Source organism: Guyparkeria hydrothermalis (assembly GCF_023555385.1).
Lineage (GTDB): Bacteria > Pseudomonadota > Gammaproteobacteria > Halothiobacillales > Halothiobacillaceae > Guyparkeria > Guyparkeria hydrothermalis_A.
This window is the reverse complement of the sequence record NZ_JAJSED010000001.1, coordinates 1,611,938-1,631,611: the sequence shown is the minus strand read 5'-3', so window position 1 is coordinate 1,631,611 and position 19,674 is coordinate 1,611,938. Positions and strand designations below refer to the sequence as shown.

Annotated in this window: 15 protein-coding genes and 1 riboswitch; of the genes, 10 read left to right on the top strand and 5 right to left on the bottom strand. The window is 65.7% G+C overall.

Annotation, left to right across the window (positions count from 1 at the left end; genetic code table 11):
- Positions 1 to 42 precede the first annotated feature (42 nt).
- From ahcY to LV476_RS07575, 3 genes are all read right to left on the bottom strand, one after another.
- Positions 43 to 1,467 carry an adenosylhomocysteinase gene (gene ahcY, locus LV476_RS07585; RefSeq protein ID WP_250074936.1) on the bottom strand — a complete coding sequence of 475 codons (1,425 nt, stop codon included), beginning with the start codon at positions 1,465 to 1,467 and terminating at the stop codon, positions 43 to 45.
- Positions 1,468 to 1,581: 114 nt separating this feature from the next.
- A riboswitch (S-adenosyl-L-homocysteine riboswitch) is annotated at positions 1,582 to 1,685 on the bottom strand.
- Between the two features lie 69 nt (positions 1,686 to 1,754).
- Entirely contained in the window at positions 1,755 to 2,927 is a 1,173-nt protein-coding gene (gene metK / locus LV476_RS07580) for a methionine adenosyltransferase (RefSeq protein ID WP_250074934.1), read from the bottom strand.
- Between the two features lie 109 nt (positions 2,928 to 3,036).
- Positions 3,037 to 3,903, bottom strand: coding sequence for a phosphate/phosphite/phosphonate ABC transporter substrate-binding protein (locus LV476_RS07575; RefSeq protein WP_250074932.1), 867 nt, complete (start codon positions 3,901 to 3,903; stop codon positions 3,037 to 3,039).
- Between the two features lie 236 nt (positions 3,904 to 4,139).
- Here LV476_RS07575 and LV476_RS07570 point away from each other — a divergent pair, with 236 nt between their 5' ends.
- The 9 genes from LV476_RS07570 (at position 4,140) to LV476_RS07530 (ending at position 16,313) form a co-directional block, all read left to right on the top strand.
- Positions 4,140 to 4,694, top strand: coding sequence for a thioredoxin family protein (locus tag LV476_RS07570; RefSeq protein WP_250074930.1), 555 nt, complete (start codon positions 4,140 to 4,142; stop codon positions 4,692 to 4,694).
- A 201-nt stretch (positions 4,695 to 4,895) separates the two neighbouring features.
- Entirely contained in the window at positions 4,896 to 6,884 is a 1,989-nt protein-coding gene (tkt, locus tag LV476_RS07565; RefSeq protein ID WP_250074928.1) for a transketolase, read from the top strand.
- 93 nt (positions 6,885 to 6,977) lie between these two features.
- Positions 6,978 to 7,976, top strand: coding sequence for a type I glyceraldehyde-3-phosphate dehydrogenase (gene gap / locus LV476_RS07560; protein ID WP_250074926.1), 999 nt, complete (start codon positions 6,978 to 6,980; stop codon positions 7,974 to 7,976).
- Between the two features lie 143 nt (positions 7,977 to 8,119).
- Complete coding sequence (locus LV476_RS07555) at positions 8,120 to 9,304, top strand: phosphoglycerate kinase (protein WP_250074924.1); 1,185 nt, start codon at positions 8,120 to 8,122, stop codon at positions 9,302 to 9,304.
- An 8-nt stretch (positions 9,305 to 9,312) separates the two neighbouring features.
- A complete protein-coding gene (pyk, locus tag LV476_RS07550; RefSeq protein ID WP_250074922.1) occupies positions 9,313 to 10,782 on the top strand; it encodes a pyruvate kinase in 1,470 nt (489 codons plus the stop codon).
- Between the two features lie 150 nt (positions 10,783 to 10,932).
- The gene (fba, locus tag LV476_RS07545) at positions 10,933 to 11,997 is read left to right on the top strand and encodes a class II fructose-bisphosphate aldolase (RefSeq protein ID WP_250074920.1); all 1,065 of its coding nucleotides are present in this window, start codon (positions 10,933 to 10,935) and stop codon (positions 11,995 to 11,997) included.
- A gap of 159 nt (positions 11,998 to 12,156) precedes the next feature.
- Entirely contained in the window at positions 12,157 to 14,361 is a 2,205-nt protein-coding gene (locus LV476_RS07540; RefSeq protein WP_250074918.1) for a PAS domain-containing protein, read from the top strand.
- Between the two features lie 70 nt (positions 14,362 to 14,431).
- Complete coding sequence (locus LV476_RS07535) at positions 14,432 to 15,382, top strand: ATP-binding cassette domain-containing protein (RefSeq protein ID WP_250074916.1); 951 nt, start codon at positions 14,432 to 14,434, stop codon at positions 15,380 to 15,382.
- Positions 15,383 to 15,524: 142 nt separating this feature from the next.
- Entirely contained in the window at positions 15,525 to 16,313 is a 789-nt protein-coding gene (locus LV476_RS07530) for an ABC transporter permease (RefSeq protein ID WP_250074914.1), read from the top strand.
- Between the two features lie 48 nt (positions 16,314 to 16,361).
- Here LV476_RS07530 and LV476_RS07525 read toward each other — a convergent pair whose 3' ends face one another.
- Both LV476_RS07525 and folE read right to left on the bottom strand, forming a co-directional pair.
- On the bottom strand, positions 16,362 to 17,090 hold the full coding sequence (locus LV476_RS07525; protein ID WP_250074912.1) for an SDR family NAD(P)-dependent oxidoreductase: 729 nt from the start codon (positions 17,088 to 17,090) through the stop codon (positions 16,362 to 16,364).
- Positions 17,091 to 17,094: 4 nt separating this feature from the next.
- On the bottom strand, positions 17,095 to 17,709 hold the full coding sequence (gene folE, locus LV476_RS07520) for a GTP cyclohydrolase I FolE (RefSeq protein WP_250074910.1): 615 nt from the start codon (positions 17,707 to 17,709) through the stop codon (positions 17,095 to 17,097).
- Between the two features lie 210 nt (positions 17,710 to 17,919).
- Between folE and argS the strand changes: the two genes are divergently transcribed.
- On the top strand, positions 17,920 to 19,671 hold the full coding sequence (gene argS / locus LV476_RS07515) for an arginine--tRNA ligase (protein ID WP_250076294.1): 1,752 nt from the start codon (positions 17,920 to 17,922) through the stop codon (positions 19,669 to 19,671).
- Positions 19,672 to 19,674 lie beyond the last annotated feature (3 nt).

The following is a 19,674-nucleotide window of genomic DNA, read 5'->3' as shown; positions in this document are numbered from 1 at the left end:
CGGTGGGCCCGGACGCTGCGTCCGGGCCGTCATGGCGCCGGATCAGTAACGATACGCGTCCGGCTTGAACGGGCCCTCGGCCGGGACACCCAGGTACTTGGCCTGATCCTCGGTCATGCGCGTGAGCACGCCGCCGAATCCCTCGACCATGTAGCGGGCGACCTCTTCATCAAGCTGCTTGGGCAGCACCTCGACCCGCAGGGAGGCCTGCTTCTTGTCGGCGGGCAGTTCGGCAAAGCGATCCTGGTAGAGGTGGATCTGGGCGAGCACCTGGTTGGCGAACGAGCCGTCCATGATCCGGCTCGGGTGACCGGTGGCGTTGCCGAGATTCACCAGGCGGCCCTCGGAGAGCAGGATCAGATAGTTCTCGCTGTCCGGATCGAAGTCGCCGCCGGCGGTCGCTTCGCGGTAGACCTTGTGCACCTGCGGCTTGATCTCTTCCCAGGCCCAGTTCTTGCGCATGTAGGCGGTGTCGATCTCGTTGTCGAAGTGACCGATGTTGCAGACCACCGCACCGTTCTTCAGTGCGCGCAGCATGGGCGCATCGCAGACGTTGACGTTGCCGGTGGTGGTCACGATCAGGTCGATCTTGCCCAGCAACTCGGCATTGATGCCGTCGTCACTGCCGGTGTTGACGCCGTCGCGATAGGGCGAGACTACCTCGAAGCCGTCCATTGCAGCCTGCATGGCGCAGATCGGGTCGATCTCGCTCACCTTGACGATCATGCCTTCCTGGCGCAGCGAGGCGGCGGAGCCCTTGCCGACGTCGCCGTAGCCGACCACCAGGGCCTGCTTGCCGGAAAGCAGATGGTCGGTGGCCCGCTTGATCGCATCCGAGAGCGAGTGGCGGCAGCCGTACTTGTTGTCGTTCTTCGACTTGGTAACCGCGTCGTTGACGTTGATCGCCGGGATCTTGAGCGAGCCGTCGGCCAGCATCTCGAGCAGGCGGTGCACGCCGGTGGTGGTCTCCTCGGAGACGCCGTGGATGCCCTCGAGCAGGTTCGGGTACTTCTCGTGCATCAGGCCGGTGAGATCACCGCCGTCGTCAAGCAGCAGGTTCGGCGTCCAGGCATTATCGGCATCGCCCGGGCCGTGGATGGTCTGCTCGACGCACCACCAGTATTCCTCCTCGGTCTCGCCCTTCCAGGCAAATACCGGGATGCCGGCCGCGGCAATGGCCGCCGCGGCCTGGTCCTGGGTGGAGAAGATGTTGCAGGACGACCAGCGGACCTCGGCGCCGAGCGCGATCAGGGTCTCGATCAGGACCGCGGTCTGGATGGTCATGTGGATACAGCCGGCGATGCGGGCACCGGCGAGCGGCTGCTCGGCGCGGTACTTCTCGCGGATCTTGATCAGCGCCGGCATCTCGCGCTCGGCGATCCGGATCTCGCGGCGACCCCAGTCGGCCAGGTTGATGTCGGCGACTTTGTAGTCGTTGAAGGCTTGCGGCTTGGTTACGGCATTCATCGTGAGCGCGTCCTCGTCAATGTCTTTCGCATGGATCGACTCGAACGCGAGGGCGCGCTGCCGCTCTTGTCCAAGTCGAGACTTGAAAGCGAACCCGGTTCCGAACGGGAGGGGTTCTCAAGAGCGCCGTTGATCAGGTGGCCGGGGCGAATGCCTCGACCGCCGCGCCCGGGCCGAGCCTGATCCGCGGGATACGGATTGCAGCGCTCCTCGGTCGGGGCGGGAATTTCAGGTCGGGGAGTATAACCGGCGATCCGGCCGACTGCACGGCCGGGCGCGGTAGGGGCTCAGAGACCAGCGTCGGCGCGCAGCGCTTCGGCACGGTCGGTGCGCTCCCAGGCGAACTCCGGCTCCTCGCGGCCGAAATGGCCGCCGACCGCGGTCTTGCGGTAGATCGGGCGGACCAGGTCGAGCATCTGCAGGATGCCGTAGGGGCGCAGGTCGAAATGCTGGCGCACCAACTCGGTGATGCGTTCGTCGGAGATATGACCGGTCCCGAAGGTATCGACGCTGATCGAGGTCGGCTCGGCCACGCCGATGGCGTACGAGATCTGGATCTCGCAGCGGTCGGCCAGCCCGGCGGCGACGATGTTCTTGGCGACATAGCGCCCGGCGTAGGCGGCCGAGCGGTCGACCTTGGAGGGGTCCTTGCCGGAGAAGGCGCCGCCGCCGTGGCGGGCCATGCCGCCGTAGGTGTCGACGATGATCTTGCGCCCGGTCAGGCCGCAGTCGCCCACCGGGCCGCCGATGATGAACTGGCCGGTCGGGTTGATGTGGTACTTGGTCTCGCTGTCGAGCCATTCGGCCGGCAGCACCGGCTTGATGATCTCCTCCATCACCGCTTCGCGCAGTTCGGCCTGGCCGATGTCCGGGTTGTGTTGCGTGGAGAGCACCACCGCGTCGATGCCGGCCGGCACGCCGTTCTCGTAGCGGAAGGTCACCTGCGATTTGGCATCCGGTCGCAGCCAGGGCAGCGTGCCCGCTTCGCGCACCTCGGCCTGCTGCTGCACCAGGCGGTGGGCGTAGGTGATCGGCGCGGGCATCAGCACGTCGGTCTCGTTGGTGGCGTAGCCGAACATCAGACCCTGGTCGCCAGCACCCTGTTCGGTATCCACCTCGCGGTCGACGCCCTGGGCGATGTCGGAGGACTGCTTGCCGATCGCGTTGAGCACGCCGCAGGTGTGGCCGTCGAAACCCAACTCCGAGCTGGTGTAGCCGATGTCGACGATCACCTCGCGCACCAGCTCGTCGACGTCCACCCAGGCGGAGGTGGTGACCTCGCCGGCGAGTACCACGAAGCCGGTCTTCACCAGCGCCTCGCAGGCTACCCGGGCGCGGGGGTCCTGTTCGAGGATGGCATCAAGAATCGCGTCACTGATCTGGTCGGCGATCTTGTCCGGGTGGCCCTTGGAGACCGACTCGGAGGTGAACAGGTGGCGCTTCGGGGCAGTTGCGCTCATGTCGTGCAGGCCTCTTTCGCGTGCAGGGTGAAGAAGTCAGGTTGCCTGTCCGGGTCGTCAAGAACGGCCCGGCGGCGGTGGATCATGCCACAGCTGGCGGGATCGTGGATCAGTAACCGTAGGTGCCGATCAGCAGTTCGGCCTTGCCCGCGTAGTAACGGTTCGATGCCGGAACGATGTCGGTCAGGCTCTGTTCCTCGAGAATGCGCTGGCCTTCCTCGGTTTCCGGGAACGACAGCAGGGCCTGCTTGAGTGCCTTGCGGGTGCGCTCGTTCACCTTGGGCGATACCGAGAAGCCAAGGAACGGCAACGGCTCGGTGGTCACGACCGGGTACAGCCCGGCATAGCCGCCGACCAGCGGGGTCGGGATCACGCCTGCCCGGGCCTTGCCCTCGAGTACGGCGGTGGCGACGTCACGGTTGGTCTGCTCGAACACCAGCGTCGGCTGTTGGACCGGGTTCGGGAACAGTTGGTAGAGCACGAGGGCGCCGACCGACGGCGACGGCTGGACCGCGACCCGCTGGTTGACCAGCTCCTTCGGCGAGAGCACCAGGTCATCGTCACGGGTGACCAGCGACTGGGTGACCTCGCCGTCGAAGCGCGCCACGACCTGCCAGTTCTGACGCTGGACTCGGAAATCGGTCACCGGGGCGGCGTCGAGGGCGACATCGAAGTCCGAACCGCCACGGGTCGCTTCCCAGAAGGACAGGTAGTTGGGGAAGAGCTTCAGCTCGACGGGCTGGCCCAGCCGGCGGCTCAGGTATTCGGCGACCGGGGTGTAGACCTCTTTCAGTTCCGGTTCGGGCAGGAACGGGGCGATCGCCATCTGCAATGGCGTGCTGGCCTGAGCCGGCATGGCCGCGACCAGCAGGGCAAAGGCGCCGGTCAGGAATGAGGCGAAACGGGCACGCATGCCGGAACTTCGGCTGGTCGGAATGTGTCGACGGTTGGGAATGGGTCGCGAGGGCGCGCTCATGGGTGGAGTCTCCTGGTCCTTGGTAACCGGTTCTTGTTGTTGTGGCCGGTCTGTGGCCGGCTTGGTCGAGCGCCGCGTGACGGGACCTGGCTCGGGTGGTCCGTCCGACGGGGTTCGGGTGGGCTGAAAATACCACAGTTGCCAGGCTGGCGACGAGCGCTCCGGTCGTGGCCGGGGCGCGTGCCGGCATGCGACACTCCTCGCCATCGGTTCTTTATATTCGAGGAGGCAAGCACATGGCTCGCACGGAAACACCGGTCTGCGATTTCGGTCGGCCCGCCGTCGATTTCTCCCTGCCGGATACCGAAGGGCGCATCTGGCGGCTCGCGGATGTTCGCGGCGAAAAGGGCACGCTGGTGATGTTCATCTGCAACCACTGCCCCTACGTCAAGGCAGTGCTCGAGCGCATCGTCCGCGACGCGCGCGAGTTGAAGGGGCTGGGGGTGAACACCGTTGCCATTATGTCCAACGACCCGACCGACTACCCCGAGGACTCGCCGGAGAACATGAAGCGCCTCGCCGAGGCGCTCAAGTTCCCGTTCCCCTACCTGCTCGACGAGTCGCAGGCGGTGGCGAAGGCCTATGGGGCGGTCTGCACGCCGGACTTCTTCGGCTACAACGGCGATCTCGAGCTGCAGTATCGCGGCCGGCTCGATGCCTCGCGCAAAGAGGCCGAGCCGGACGCGCCGCGCGAGCTGTTCGAGGCAATGAAGCAGGTCGCCGAGACCGGTTGCGGTCCGGAGGCGCAGGTTCCCTCCATGGGCTGTTCGATCAAATGGCGCGAGGGGTGATGCGACCCCGCTGAACCGCCTTTCAACCCAAGCGCTTCGCCGCCCTAAGTGATTGAAAAACGGGGTGGTTGCCTTGTGTGAGGGTTTTGGGGACAATGTCGCGCAACTTCCGCGCCTGCCTCGTGGCAAGGCGCTGACGGCTGCGTGCGCAATGCACACGGCGCCCAGAATCGCTTCTTTTTCAACCCTTTGGAGTGTTTTATGTCGACACGTAGAGAGCTTGCCAACGCGATTCGCGCGTTGAGCATGGACGCCGTTCAGAAGGCGAATTCGGGTCACCCGGGCGCCCCCATGGGCATGGCGGACATCGCCGAGGTGCTGTGGAACGACTACATGCACCACAACCCGAAGAACCCGGAATGGCCGAACCGTGACCGCTTCGTTCTTTCTAACGGCCACGGCTCGATGCTGATCTACTCTCTGCTTCACCTGACTGGCTACGAGCTGCCGATGGAAGAGCTGAAGAACTTCCGTCAGCTGCACTCCAAGACCCCGGGTCACCCGGAGTACGGCTACACCCCGGGCGTCGAGACCACCACCGGTCCGCTCGGCCAGGGCATCACCAATGCCGTGGGCATGGCGATCGCCGAGAAGATGCTCGCCGGCCAGTTCAACAAGCCGGGCCACAAGGTCGTCGATCACTACACCTACTGCTTCCTGGGTGACGGCTGCCTGATGGAGGGCATCTCCCACGAGGCGTGCTCGCTGGCGGGCACCCTGGGCCTGGGCAAGCTGGTCGCCTTCTACGACGACAACGGCATCTCCATCGACGGTCATGTCGAGGGCTGGTTCACCGACGACACGCCCAAGCGTTTCGAAGCCTACGGCTGGCACGTGGTCAGCGATGTCGACGGCCATGACGCCGACGCCATCGACGCGGCCATCCGCGAGGCGCGTTCGGTCAACGACAAGCCGACCCTGATCTGCACCAAGACCGTCATCGGCTTCGGTGCGCCGAACCTCTGCGGTACCCACGACTGCCACGGCGCCGCCCTCGGCGATGCCGAAGTCAAGGCCACCCGCGAGAACATCGGCTGGAGCCACGAGCCGTTCGTCATCCCGGACGAGGTCTATGCCGGCTGGGACGCCTCCGAGAAGGGCGCCAAGGCCGAGGCCGAGTGGAACGAAACCTTCGCTGCATACGAGAAGGCCTTCCCGGCCGAAGCCGCCGAGCTCAAGCGTCGTCTGAACGGCGAGCTGCCGGCCGACTTCAGCGACAAGATGGACGCGCTGATCAAGGAGATCGACTCCAAGGGCGAGAGCGTCGCCTCGCGCAAGGCCTCCCAGGCCGTGATCACCGGTCTGGCCGACATGCTGCCGGAACTGGTCGGCGGCTCGGCGGATCTGGCGCCGTCCAACCTGACCACCTGGAAGGGCTGCACCGCGCTGACCGCCACCGAGTCGGATGCCAACTACATCCACTACGGCGTGCGCGAGTTCGGCATGAGCGCCATCATGAACGGCATGGTGCTGCACGGCGGCCTGCTGCCGTACGCCGGCACCTTCCTGATGTTCTCCGAGTACGCTCGCAACGCGCTGCGCATGGCGGGCCTGATGAAGATCGGCTCGATCTTCGTCTATACCCACGACTCCATCGGCCTGGGCGAAGACGGCCCGACTCACCAGCCGGTCGAGCAGGTCGGCACCTTGCGCCTGATTCCGCGCATGCAGACCTGGCGTCCCTGTGACGCGGTCGAGACCGCCGTGGCCTGGAAGCGCGCGATCATTCGTCGCGACGCGCCCACCTCGCTGGTCTTCTCCCGTCAGGGCCTGCCGCACCAGGAGCGTTCTGCCGAGCAGATCGCCAACATCGAGAAGGGTGGCTACATCCTGAAGGATTGCGACGGCACGCCGGACCTGATCCTGATCGCCACCGGCTCCGAAGTCGGCCTGGCGATGGACGCGGCCGAGAAGCTGTCCGACAAGAAGGTTCGTGTCGTCTCCATGCCGTGTGTCGAGGCCTTCGCCGCTCAGGACGACGCCTACCGCGAGTCCGTACTGCCGAGCAGCGTGACCAAGCGCATGGCCATCGAGGCCGGCGTCACGCAGGGCTGGTACAAGTACGTTGGCTGCGACGGCAAGGTGTTCGGCCTGGACACCTTCGGTGAGTCCGCCCCGGCTGGCGACCTGTTCGAGTTCTTCGGCTTCACCGCCGATCGCGTCGCCGAAGAAGCCCGCAAGCTGGGCTAAGTCGCGACCGCGTCAACCGTTCCCGGGCGCATGCTGCGTGACACGCATGCGCCCTGACTGATTTGCATCCACGTATCGATTAGGAGAAAACTCATGGCTATTCGTGTCGGTATCAACGGCTTCGGCCGCATCGGTCGCATGGTCTTCCGTGCCGCTGCTCAGGAATTCCCGGAGCTGGAAATCGTCGGCATCAACGACCTGCTGGAGCCGGACTACCTGGCGTACATGCTCAAGTACGACTCCGTTCACGGCCGTTTCGACGGTGACGTGTCGGTCGAAGGCAACAACCTGGTCGTCAACGGCAAGAAGATCCGTCTGACTGCCGAGAAGGACCCGTCCCAGCTGAAGTGGGACGAGCTGGACGTCGACGTCGTGGTCGAGTCCACCGGCCTGTTCCTCACTGAGGAAACCTGCCAGAAGCACATCGACGCTGGCGCCAAGAAGGTCGTTCAGTCCGCGCCGTCCAAGGACGCCACCCCGATGTTCGTCTACGGCGTGAACCACAAGGACTACGACGGTCAGAAGATCGTTTCCGCCGCGTCCTGCACCACCAACTGCCTGGCGCCGGTTGCCAAGGTCCTGAACGACAAGTTCGGCATCAAGCGCGGCCTGATGAGCACCGTTCACGCTGCCACTGCCACGCAGAAGACCGTTGACGGCCCGTCCCAGAAGGACTGGCGCGGCGGCCGCGGCATCCTGGAGAACATCATCCCGTCCTCCACCGGTGCGGCGAAGGCCGTTGGCAAGGTCCTGCCGGCCCTGAACGGCAAGCTGACCGGCATGGCGTTCCGTGTCCCGACTTCCGACGTTTCCGTGGTCGACCTGACCGCCGAGCTGGAGAAGGGTGCTTCGATGGACGACATCAAGGCCGCCATGAAGGAAGCCTCCGAGGGCGAGCTCAAGGGCGTCATGGGTTACACCGAGGAGCCGGTCGTTTCCACCGACTTCCGCGGCAACCCGCAGCCGTCCGTCTTTGATGCCAAGGCCGGCATCGCGCTGGACGACACCTTCGTCAAGGTCGTCGCCTGGTACGACAACGAGTTCGGTTACACCTGCAACATGCTGCGCGTCGTGCAGCACGTCGGCAAGTAACCAGACCGGTAACGGGTGGGGTCATTCCCACCCGTTTTTCTTCGACGGTTATCCGCTCGAGGAAAGCTGTAAGGATTGGGCGCCAGCGAGGCACCCAGCCCTTACCGCTTTCATTTCTACTTAGTCTCATTGAGGAGCTATTCATGGCTAACGTCATCCGCATGACTGATCTCGATCTTGCCGGCAAGCGCGTGCTGATCCGCGCCGACCTGAACGTGCCGGTCAAGGACGGCAAGGTGACTTCCGACGCGCGTATCACCGCGTCGCTGTCGACCATCAAGGCCGCACTCGACCAGGGCGCCAAGGTCATGGTGACCTCGCACCTGGGTCGTCCGACCGAGGGTGAGTTTTCCGAGGGCGATTCGCTTGCGCCGGTCGCCAAGGACCTGGGCGACAAGCTCGGCCGCGACGTCCGCCTCGAGCGCGACTACCTCGGTAAGGACGTCGCCGTCGAGGCCGGCGAGGTCGTCATGCTGGAGAACGTGCGCTTCAACAAGGGCGAGAAGAAGGACGACGAGGCGCTGGCCAAGCAGTACGCCGCGCTCTGCGACGTCTTCGTCATGGATGCTTTCGGCACCGCGCACCGCGCCCAGGCTTCTACTCACGGCGTGGCCAAGTTCGCACCGGTCGCCTGTGCCGGCACGCTGCTGACCGAAGAGCTCGAGGCGCTCACCAAGGCGCTGGCCAACCCGGCCCGCCCGATGGTCGCCATCGTCGGCGGCTCCAAGGTTTCCACCAAGCTGACCGTGCTCGAGGCGCTGGCTGCCAAGGTCGACCAGCTGATCGTCGGTGGCGGCATTGCCAACACCTTCGTCAAGGCCGCCGGTCACGGTGTGGGCAAGTCGCTGTGCGAGGACGACCTCGTCCCGACCGCCAAGGCCCTGATGGACAAGCTCAAGAGCAACGGCGCGAGCATTCCGCTGCCGACCGACGTGGTCGTCGGCAAGCAGTTCGACGAGAACGAGCCGGCCGTGCTCAAGCGCGTCGAGGACGTCGCCGAGGACGACATGATCTTCGACATCGGTCCGGAGAGCGCCGAGGAGCTGGCGAAGGTAATCGAGAACGCCGGTACCGTCGTTTGGAACGGCCCGGTCGGCGTGTTCGAGTTCGACCAGTTCGGTGACGGCACTAAGCGCCTCTCCCAGGCGATCGCCGACACCAAGGCCTTCACCCTGGCCGGTGGCGGCGACACCATTGCGGCGATCCAGAAGTACGACATCTACGACAAAGTCAGCTACATCTCCACCGCCGGTGGTGCATTCCTGGAGTTCCTGGAAGGCAAGACCCTGCCGGCGGTCGCCATGCTGGAAGAGCGGGCGAAAGGCTGATGGCGAACATGCACGGTTCCACTGATCATCTGCCGGCGCAGCGACGGACCAAGATCGTCGCGACGCTGGGCCCGGCCAGCGACGACCTGGCCACCATCACCGAGCTGGTCCGTGCGGGCATCGACGTCGTGCGGATGAACTTTTCGCACGGCAGCGCGGCCGACCATCAGCGTCGCGCCGACATGGTCCGTGAGGCGGCCGCCGCCGAAGGTCGCTATGTCGCGATCCTCGGTGACCTGCAGGGGCCGAAGATCCGCATCGACCGCTTCAAGGACGGTAAGGTGGAGCTCGAGAAGGGGCAGCCGTTCACCCTCGATGCCGACCTCGACCCCGAGGGCGGTGACGAGACCAAGGTCGGGATCACCTACAAGGCGCTGGTCTCCGACTCGCGTCCGGGTGACATCCTGCTGCTCGACGACGGCCGGATCGTCCTGAAGGTCGACCGCGTCCAGGGCAACCAGGTGCAGACCACGGTCACCGTGGGTGGTGCGTTGTCCAACAACAAGGGCATCAACCGCCAGGGCGGCGGCCTGTCTGCCCCGGCGATCACAGAAAAGGACCGTGCCGACATCAAGTCCGCGGCCCAGATCGGTGTTGATTACATCGCCGTGTCCTTCCCACGCTCGGGCGAGGATATCCACGAGGCCCGTCGCCTGCTCCAGGAAGCCGGCTGCCGTGCGCACATCGTCTCGAAGATCGAGCGTGCCGAGGCGGTCGACTGCATCCGTGACATCATCCAGGCGTCCGACGCGATCATGATCGCCCGCGGCGATCTGGGCGTGGAGATCGGCGACGCCGAGCTGCCCGCTGTGCAGAAGGCCTTCATCCAGATGGCCAAGGAGCTCAACCGTCCCGTCATCACCGCGACACAGATGATGGAGACCATGATCGACAACCCGATCCCGACTCGGGCCGAGGTGTTCGACGTGGCCAATGCGGTGCTCGACGGCACGGATGCGGTGATGCTCTCGGCGGAGACCGCGGCGGGCAAGTACCCGGTCCGCGTGGTGGAGACCATGTCGCGGGTCTGTCATCGGGCCGAGTACCAGATCGAGGCCAAGAAGAGCGCGCCGCCGCTGGACGTGCCCTTCGAGCGGATCGACCAGGCGATCGCCTACTCCGCCATCTACACGGCCAACCACCTGTCGGTCGCGGCGATCGTCGCCCTGTCCGAATCCGGTGCCACGCCGCTGTGGATGTCGCGCGTCGATACCGACATCCCGATCTACACCTTCACCCGTGCCGAAGAGACCGCGCGTCGCGTCAGTCTCTACCGCGGGGTGCAGGCGGTGCACTTCCCGGTTCCCTCGACCGACCATGCGGAGGTGAACCGCATGATCCTCGAGAGCCTGCAGCAGATGGAGCGGCTCGACGAGGGTGATCTGGTCATCATCACCAAGGGTGATCTGATGGGCCAGATGGGTGGCACCAACGCGATGAAGATCGTGCGTGTCGGCGACGTGATTTCCGTCGACTGACGCGGTCTCGTCGCGAGTCGGAGCGATTTTGCATATCCGGGTGCGCTGGGTATGCTGTCGCGCTGATCGAATTTTCGGTTTCCCGGCCGGTCCAAGCCGCCGGGAAACAGCCCAGTTTCGCAACTACGTTTCAACTTGAGGAGAGGCACTATGGCGCTCATTTCGCTTCGCCAGCTGCTGGACCATGCCGCTGAGAACAGCTACGGCATGCCGGCGTTCAACGTCAACAACATGGAGCAGATCCACGCGATCATGCAGGCTGCCGACGAAGTCGACAGCCCGGTGATCCTGCAGGGCTCCGCCGGTGCGCGTAAGTACGCGGGCGAGCCGTTCCTGCGTCACCTCGTCGAGGCGGCCACCGAGATGTACCCGCACATCCCGATCGTCATGCACCAGGACCACGGTTCTGATCCGGGTGTCTGCCTGCGCGCGATCCAGTCGGGCTTCTCCTCGGTCATGATGGACGGCTCGCTGCTGCCGGACATGAAGACCCCGTCCGACTACGAGTACAACGTCAACGTTACCGCCAAGGTGACCGAGATGGCGCACGCCGGCGGTGTTTCCGTCGAGGGTGAGCTGGGCTGCCTCGGCTCGCTGGAAACCGGCGAGATGGGCGAGGAAGACGGCCACGGCGCGGAAGGCAAGCTGGACATGGACATGCTGCTGACCGACCCGGAAGAAGCGGCCGACTTCGTCAAGAAGACCGACTGTGACGCCCTGGCGATCGCCATCGGCACCAGCCACGGCGCGTACAAGTTCACCCAGAAGCCGACCGGCCAGATCCTGCGCATCGACCGCGTCAAAGAGATCCACCAGCGGATCCCGGACACCCACCTGGTCATGCACGGTTCCTCCTCCGTTCCGGAAGAGTGGCTCGAGATCATCAACAACTACGGCGGCGACATGGGCCAGACCTACGGCGTGCCGGTTGAAGAGATCGTCGAGGGCATCAAGCACGGCGTTCGCAAGGTCAACATCGACACCGACCTGCGCATGGCGTCCACCGGTGCCATCCGCAAGCACCTCGAGGAAAACAAGTCGAACTTCGACCCGCGCAAATTCCTCAAGGAAGCCACTGCCGGCATGCAGGCGATCTGCAAGGCGCGCTTCGAGGCCTTCGGCTCTGCCGGTCAGGCGTCCAAGATCCGCCCGATCTCCCTGGAAGAGATGTACAAGCGCTACGAGTCGGGCAGCCTGAAGCAGAAGATCCGCTAAGCACGGATCGATGCAACTGCCGGTCCAGCCGGCAGTCAGCCACGACTTTGATAACCTCGCCTTTCGGCGGGGTTTTTTTGTGCTTACGGGGCATAGGCGTTGGGCGCCAAATGCGTGATAATCGATCGGATGGAACGAGACCGGCACAAGGACGAATCCATGTCGCGACCGATGGTGCACACCCGGCGGCCAGGCCTGCGTGGTGTTTGGTTGATGGTGCTGGCGGGGTGGCTGGCGCTGGGTATCTTCGGCGGGCTGGCGATCCAGAAGGAGTACGAGCAGGCGGTGGTCGAGCGGGGCGACCGGCTGCTCGAGACCGCCGATTACGCGCTGGAAAGTCGCAAGGCCGAGCTGGCACGGATCGCCCGTATTCTGGCGCTCGACGAGCGCGTCCGGGATCTCCTGTCCCGGGCGAAGGCCATGGTCGCCCTCGAAGGTGGCGGTGGCGGTGGCGAGGAGGCCGCCCAGCTGCGCCGCGACCTGGCCCATGCGGTCACCCCGATCGCCACCGAGCTGATCCACGGTGAGGATCGGGTGCTGCAGTTCCACCTGGGCCCGGATGCGATCAGCTTCCTGCGCGTACACGCCCCGGATCGGTTCGGCGACGAGCTGGCCTCGCTTCGACCGCTGCTTGCGAATGTCTATCGGCGCGGCGAGGGGGCAATCGGTTTCGAGATCGGCCGGGTCTACTCCGGCTTCCGTGCGGTCGAACCGGTCTGGGCGCCCAACCCGGCCGGCTCCAGCCGGGTGGTCGGGACCGTCGAGGTCGGGACCGGTATCGCGCCCATCGACAGCTACCTTTCCTCCAGTCGGCACGCGCGTGCCGCGTTGTTGCTTCCCGCCGAACTGGCCGAGGAGAACATGTGGGCAGAAGTGCGCGACAAGCGCGACATCGCCCCTGTAGGTAGCGGCGAGTACTACCTTGACGGCCCGGCTGTCGACCACCCGGGATTGTCGGCTGCCCTCGGCCTGATCGATGCCACGCCGTCCGCACGTTGGCAGTTCGCGGCGAACGGGGCGCACTGGGTGGCCGTTTCGCGACCGGTTCCGGTCGTGGGACAGGATGACGGCAAGGCCGCCCGCGTGGTGGCGGTCGAGTCGATCACGAACCTGCACGCCACGATGGAATCGCGGCTGGTGACGCTGGCGACAGCCGTCATCGTCGCCATCGCCCTGACCACGCTCGCCTTGTGGCTGCTCTCCCGCTGGCAGCGTACGCGCTGGATGGTGGTGGTCGATCAGGCGGAGGCCGAGCGGGATGCCCTGTTCGAACTGAGCCCCCAGCCTCTCGAACTCACCGACATGCAGGGGCGCTCGCTGCTCACCAACGAGGCGTTCCGTCGCACCTTCGGGCCCAGAGATGCTGACGAGCCGCTGGGCTGGGAGAGCCGTGGCCTGACCGGCTTGCAGCTCGAGGCCTTCGAGCGCGCCATCGCCCACGGCGAACGCTGGAACGGCGCGCTCAAGCTGCCGGCCCTGCATGGCGGTGCCGGCTGGTTCCGGGTGCAGGTGGTGCCCATTCGAGACGAGTCGGGCGGTCCGGGCCGTCTGTGGTGGTTCTTCCAGGACGTCGATCGTGAACGTCGGGCCGCGGCGGTGGCGCAGGCCGAGCGCGATCGGCTCGACGCGTTCCTCGCCGCAAGCCCGGCAGTCATCTATACCTACCTTGCCGACATGCCGGATCGCCTCGAATACGTCAGTGCGAACATCGAGGAAATCCTGGGCTACACGCCGGATGCCTTGATCGATGGGCCGGACTGGTGGGAGCAGACCCTTCATCCCGCTGATCGCGACCGGGCGCTGGCCGAGGCGGATTTCTCGCAGTGGTCCAACGACAGCAAGCGCAGCCGTTATCGCCTGCTGCGTCCGGATGGCAGTGCCCTCTGGGTCACGGACCATGCCCGGCTGCTGCGCGACGAGTCGGGGCGTCCCGAGCGCGTGGTCGGCGCGTTGATCGATTCGCGCGAGACCGTGGCGCTCGAGGCGAAGGTGGCCGAAAGCGAGCGTCTGTATCGTTCGATCGTCGAGGGGGTCGAGGAGGCGATTTTCCTGGTCCGGGTCGAGCCGGACGGCGTTTTCCGCTACCTCGCCAGCAACCCGTCGCACGAGCGGGCCACCGGCCTGGCCCGTGAAACGCTGGCCGGCGCGACGCCCGAGGAAATGCTCTCGCCCGAGAACGCGCGCCACGTCGAGGCCCAGTATCGCCAGTGCCTCGAGGCCGGCCACGCGATTCGCTATCGGGAAACCCTTGACCTGCCTGCCGGCCGGACCGAGTGGCGAACCACGCTCACCCCGATCCGGGACGAAACCGGCCGCTTCAGCCTGATTGCTGGCGTGGCCGCCCGGATCGACCCGGACGACTGAGGAGGCGTTTGCAACGCCTCCGACCTTCGACCATCATCCCGGACCGCCACCGACCGGATCCCGTTGTGTCATGCCGAGACCTGAACGCTCATCGCCGCCGACCGCCGCTTCCCGCCCGGTAATCACCGCGCGCGGGCTGCTCAAGTGCTTCGGTGACCTGCGTGCCGTCGACGAGGTCTCATTCGACATCGCTGCGGGGCGCTGTTTCGGCTTTCTCGGGCCCAATGGTGCGGGCAAGACCACCACGCTGAAGATGCTGATGGGCCTGTCGGATTTCGATGCCGGCGAACTGTCTGTCCTGGGAAACGTGCTTCCGGCCGAGGCCCGGGCCATCCGTGCACGTGTTGGCCTGGTGCCGCAGGGCGACAATCTCGACCCGGATTTCACCGTCCGGGAGAACCTGTTCATGTACGCGCGTTTCTTCGGGCTGGCCCGAGAGGATGTCGCGCGACGGGTCGACCGGCTGCTGGAGTTCGCCAACCTGACCCACAAGGCTGATGCCCGTGTCGACCAGTTGAGTGGTGGCATGCAGCGGCGCCTGACCATCGCCCGCGCGCTGGTGAACGACCCGGAAGTCGTGATCCTCGACGAGCCGACGTCAGGGCTCGATCCGCAGGTCCGGCACGTCATCTGGGGGCGTCTGGCCGAACTGCGTTCCCGCGGGGTGACGCTGGTGCTGACCACGCACTACATGGAGGAGGCCGAACGACTCTGCGATGAGCTAGTGGTGATGGATCACGGCCGCATCCTCGACCAGGGCTCGCCCGGCGAGCTGATCCGGCGGCATGTCGAGCCCGACGTGATCGAGTTGCGCGGTTCGGTGAGCGACGGGGTGTTTGCCACGCTGACCTCCATGGCGTTGCGGGTCGAGCGCCACGGCACGGCGGTCTATGTCTACACCCGTGCGCCGGCACCGATCCTCGACTTCCTCGGCCAGCCCGACGGCCTGACCGTCATCCACCGTCGCGCCGGGCTCGAGGACGTGTTCCTGCATCTCACCGGCCGGGAGCTCCGCGAATGACGGTACCTCGGCAAAGCTATTGCACCAATCGGTTGCGGCGTCGCGTGCTCGCTGGCTTCTCGCCTATCCGCTTGATATGTCTCGTCGCTCGCTGCGCGGCTCCTTGCACTCGCTCGGCTCATGACGCTTTGTCGAGGTGCCTATGAAGCGTTCCATCTGGCAACCGCCACGGGCGAGACGAGCAGCGTTTGCGGTATTTGCCCGCAATTTTCTCGTCTGGCGCAAGCTGATCGGTCCGGCGATCGTGCTCAACTTCGGCGAGCCGGTGATCTACCTGCTGGGCCTGGGGATCGGGTTGGGGGCGCTGGTGGGGGATATCGGCGGGTTGCCGTATCTGGTGTTCCTCGCCTCGGGCATCGTCGCGTCCTCGGCGATGATCTCGGTGAGCTTCGAGGGCATGTATTCGGTATACACGCGGATGGTGCCGCAGAAGACCTTCGACGCCATCCTGGCGACACCATTGGATATCGACGACATCATCCTCGGCGAGACCGTCTGGGCGGCCTTCAAGGGGCTGCTGAGCGCCGTGGCGATCCTGATCGTCGCCGGGCTCCTTGGTGCCGTGCCGGGTGGCTGGATGGCGCTGTGGGCGCTGCCGGTGGTGTTCCTGCTGGGGTTGGCCTTCGCTGGCCCGGCGATTGTCATGACCGCGATCGCCGACAACTACGACTTCTTCAACTACTACTTCGTGCTGGTCGTCACGCCGATGTTCATGCTCTCCGGCGTGTTCTTTCCGATCGAGACCCTGCCGGCGTGGCTGCAGACGGCGGTATTGCTGCTGCCGCTGACCCATGCGATCGAGGTGATCCGGCCATTGATCGTCGGCGAGCCCGTCGAGCATCTGCTTGTGCATCTCGCCGTACTGGCCGGCTTCGCCGTGGTTGCCTACTACGTCGCCGTGGCGCTGGTGCGCCGGCGGCTGTGGGATTGATCAGGGCAAGAGAGGCGGGGGTGGCGTCGTGCCCGTCTCCGTCGGCTCTCAGTTCCCCCAGCGTCGCCCCGTGTCGAGGCGGATCACCGCCTGATTGATCAGCGGGCAGGCCATCAGGTAGTCGATGGTCTCCGCGACCACGCCCGGACCCGGTTCGAACGGCAGCAGCCGGCGGGCGAGGCGTTGGCGGCGATAGTCGGCGTCGTCTTCCGGGTGGAACATCAGCAGCCCCGGTGCGATCGCGTTGACCCGCGTGTGCGGGGCGTAGCGCAGCGCCAGCGAGCGGATCGAGCTCTCGATTGCCGCCTTTGAGGCGATGTAGTGGATGTGATGGGGGTCGCCCTCGTCGATGTGCGCGTCGGTCAGGAACACCACCTGTCGATCGGCCCGGCCGTCGTCGCGGGTGCGTGCGGGCAGGCTGCGCTGTAGCGCTTCGGTCAGCTCGATCGGACTGGTGACATGCACCGTGTACATGGCCGTGGCCAGCGCCGGGTCGGCGGCGCAGTCTTCGTCGCCGTGCCAGATGGAGGCATTGTGGACGATCAGGTCGAGCCGGTCGGTCCAGTTGGCCACCATGTCGGCGAAACCGGCCAGCCGGTCACGTTCGAGCAGGTCGAGCGGCATGGCGATCAGGCCCTTGCCGGTCAGCGTCTTGAGGGCATCGGTCTCGTGTCGGTAGGTGCCGATCACCCGATGGCCGGCATCCAGCAGGTGCTCGGCGAGGTGCGCGCCCACCCGGCGGGTGACGCCGGTGATCAGGATGGTCTGCCGGCTCATCGGGTCAGCCCCGGCGCCCGATCAGCTGCAGGAACTCGTTGCGCGTGGCGGCGCTCTCGCGGAACTGGCCGGTCATGCGCGAAGTGACCGTCTCCGACTCGACCTTCTCCACGCCGCGCATCGCCATGCACATGTGTGCCGCCCGCACCTGGACAGCCACTCCCGCGGCGTCCGTGGCGGATTCGACCGCCTCGGCGATCTGCTGGGTCATGTTTTCCTGAATCTGCAGGCGCCGGGCGTAAAGGTCGACGATCCGCGCCAGCTTGGACAGCCCCAGCACCTTGCCCTGCGGCAGGTAGCCGATGTCGACGTGGCCGATGATTGGCAGCATGTGGTGCTCGCACAGGCTGAAGAACTCGATGTTGCGCACCACCACCATCTCGTCGTTGTCCGACTCGAACAGGGCGTTGCCGATCGCGTTCTCCAGACGCTGATCCAGCCCCTGGGTGAGGTAGAGCAGCGCCTTGGCCACGCGTCTGGGCGTATCAGTCAGGCCTTCGCGGCCGGTGTCCTCGCCCAGTTCGGCAAGAATGGTCTTGACCGCGCCGGCGATGTTGTCGACGCGCTTTTCGTCCGCGCCGACCGCTTCGGGAAAGTCGTCCTCGTGCAAGGCTGCCATGTCGGGGTTTCTCTCAGTAAAACGCTCGAAATTATTGGCGCAAACTTTAGCAGGTTGCTACCGGCCGTGTCCGCCGCTGCCGGCAGTCAGCGGTTGGTTGGGCGGACGCTTGCCGCTAAACTGTCGCGTTCCGTCTGATATGCCGGTGCCCGCACCGGAGCCCATCGACCGTTCTCATACCAAGGGGTCCGCCCGCCCGTGAAGGCTGTAATCGAACAACGTCTCCAGGCCATCTGCCAGCAATTCGTCGATAACGGTGACCTGCCCGCCGAGGTGGCGGTTCAGCCCGTGCTGACCGTACCGAAGGACTCAGCCCACGGCGATTTCGCCAGCAACCTCGCGATGCAGTTGGCCAAGCCGATGAAGCAGCCGCCGCGGGCGATTGCCGAGCGCATCGTCGAGGCCTTCGCCGGAACGGAGGGCGTCGACCGGATCGAGATCGCCGGTCCCGGCTTCATGAACTTCTTCGTCGAAGCGGGCGCGGCCTTCGCCCTGATCGACCGCATCCTCGAGGAGGGTGAGCGCTTTGGTCGTTCGGATGCCGCCGCGGGCGAGCGGGTGCAGGTGGAGTTCGTCTCCGCCAACCCGACCGGCCCGCTGCACGTCGGCCACGGCCGCGGCGCGGCCTACGGTTCGGTGGTCGCCAACCTGCTCGAGGCCGTCGGTGCCGATGTCGAGCGCGAGTACTACGTCAACGATGCCGGCCGGCAGATGCACATCCTCGCGGTCAGCGTCTGGCTGCGTTATCTCGAGGCGCGTGGCGAGGCGATCGAGTTTCCCTCCAACGGTTATCGCTCCGAGGGCTACATCCTCGACATCGCCCGGGCGCTCGCCGACGAGCACGGCGACCGCCTCGTCGTGGCGTCGGCCAAGGTGTTTGCCGACCTGCCGGAAGATGCGCCCAATGGCGACAAGGAACGGCATATCGACGCGCTGATCAGCCGCATGCGCGAGCTGTTGGGCGAGGCCGACTACCAGACCGTCTTCCGTGCCGCGCTGGATTCGATCCTCTCGGACATCCGCGAGGATCTGGCCGAGTTCGGCGTGACCTACGACAACTGGTACTCGGAGCAGAGCCTGGCCGACCGCGGTCTGGTCGAGCGCGCCATCGAACGGCTCGAGGCCGAGGGTCTGCTCTACGAGCGCGACGGCGCGCTGTGGTTCCGCTCGACCGACTTCGGCGACGACAAGGACCGGGTGGTGCGCCGCGACAATGGCCAGACCACCTATTTCGCCTCGGACATCGCCTATCACCTCGACAAGTTCGATCGCGGCTTCGACGAGGTGATCGACATCTGGGGCGCGGATCACCACGGCTACGTCCCACGGGTGAAGGCGGCCATGACCGCCCTGGGCAAGCCGGCCGACCGGCTGACCGTCTCGCTGGTGCAGTTCGCGATCCTCTATCGCGGCGGCGAGCGGGTACCCATGTCGACCCGCTCGGGGAGCTTTGTCACCCTGCGCGAGCTGCGCGAGGAAGTGGGCAACGACGCGGCGAGGTTCTTCTACGTCATGCGCGCGGCCAACCAGCACCTCGACTTCGATCTCGATCTGGCCAAGAGCCAGAGCAACGAGAACCCGCTCTACTACATCCAGTATGCCCACGCGCGGGTCGCCTCGGTGCTGCGCCAGCTGCCGCTGCGCGGCTTCGAGCACGAGCCCGAGGCCGGCCGGGAAGCCTACGCCCGGCTGACCGAATCGCATGAGCAGGCCCTGTTCAAGCGCCTGTCGCAGTATCCGGCGCTGGTCGAGCGGGCCGCGAAGGCCCACGAACCGCACCAGTTGGTGCACTACCTGCGCGACCTGGCCCAGGACTTCCACAGTTACTACAACGCCCATGCCTTCCTGCTTGGCGACGACGCACCGCTGCGCAACGCGCGCCTGAATCTGGTCGTGGCCACGCGCCAGGTGTTGGCCAACGGGCTGACCTTGCTCGGTGTCAACGCGCCGGACGAGATGTGACCG